A 1059-nucleotide genomic window follows, 5' to 3' on the forward strand; every position below is an offset into this window, starting at 1 on the left:
TATCGTTCAGGTTAATATGTTCTGGGACAGGCGTAAATTCTGAGGTAGCGTTCTTAGCTCTGACAGCGATAGTCTTTTGCCAGAACTCTGGGATAAAAACTTCTTGCAGATAGCGATTGGCACTTTGCATATCGTTGATATTGCGCAAGCGTAACTCAGGAATGAGGCGGTCTTGGAACGTATCAAATGAACGTTCAATCCGGCCTTTTCCCTGCGGAGAATTGGCAAATAGTATTTCGATGCCCAATTCCTCACACGCTCTCTGCATTTGCGAGAAGTTGCACCGTTTGGGGCCGCCGAATATACCCGCCTTATCGACATAAAGTGCCTTAAACAGTCCCTTCTGTTCGATGTAGTCTCGCATGACTGTCAGGCAGCCCTGAGTCGTTTCTGACTTGAAGAACTGAGCGTGGATCTCGCTAGTCGCGTCGTCAATAATAGCAATCAGACAAGACTTTTCGTTGCCAAACCAACGGTGAGGACTGCCATCCATTTGCAAAAGCAGCCCCGCAGACTCCATTCTTTCTCGTCTTTTACGGACCTGTGAGCGACGCCGTTTGGCTCGCTTCACATGGTGAATGTCATGCGCCCAGTTACGCAAGGTCTCGCGCTTTATCTGAATGCCTTCATGGGTAGCTAATAGTTCAGCGAGGTGCTGTAAATTCACATCATAGTATTTTTCCTTGATGAGCGATTGAACCTGCCGTTTCAGGCTGTCAGGGACTTTATTGGCAGGAACTCTACCTGTATTGCGGTGAACAATAAACTGAATACCGACTTGCTGATACCGTTGAAGGTAGCGTTCAATGGTCCGGCGGGATTTATTTAACAGCTTGGCAGCATTGATAATGTTTATCTTACCTTGCGCTACTTTGGAAATAATATCAACGGTGAGTTGGGCTTTTGAATCCATAAGAATCATCCTTCGCGACCTCTGAATACGTGCAATAGAGTATTCAGAAAATCACTGATCAAATAGATCCGTCAATTTCCCTGGGTAAGGGTTTACGACAAAATCGCTTGGTAGTTAAAGTACGACAAAGTCCCTTGGTGTTAACA

General features: G+C 45.9%; 1 protein-coding gene. It reads right to left on the reverse strand.

Features of this window, described 5'->3' with window-relative positions; all coding sequences use genetic code 11:
* Positions 1-922, reverse strand: a 922-nt coding sequence (locus IT781_RS21915) for an ISNCY family transposase (protein WP_194972292.1), incomplete at its 3' end; no start/stop codon positions are given.
* Positions 923-1059: the final 137 nt, after the last annotated feature.

This window comes from Methylobacter sp. BlB1 (genome assembly GCF_015476545.1).
Taxonomy (GTDB): Bacteria; Pseudomonadota; Gammaproteobacteria; order Methylococcales; family Methylomonadaceae; genus Methylobacter.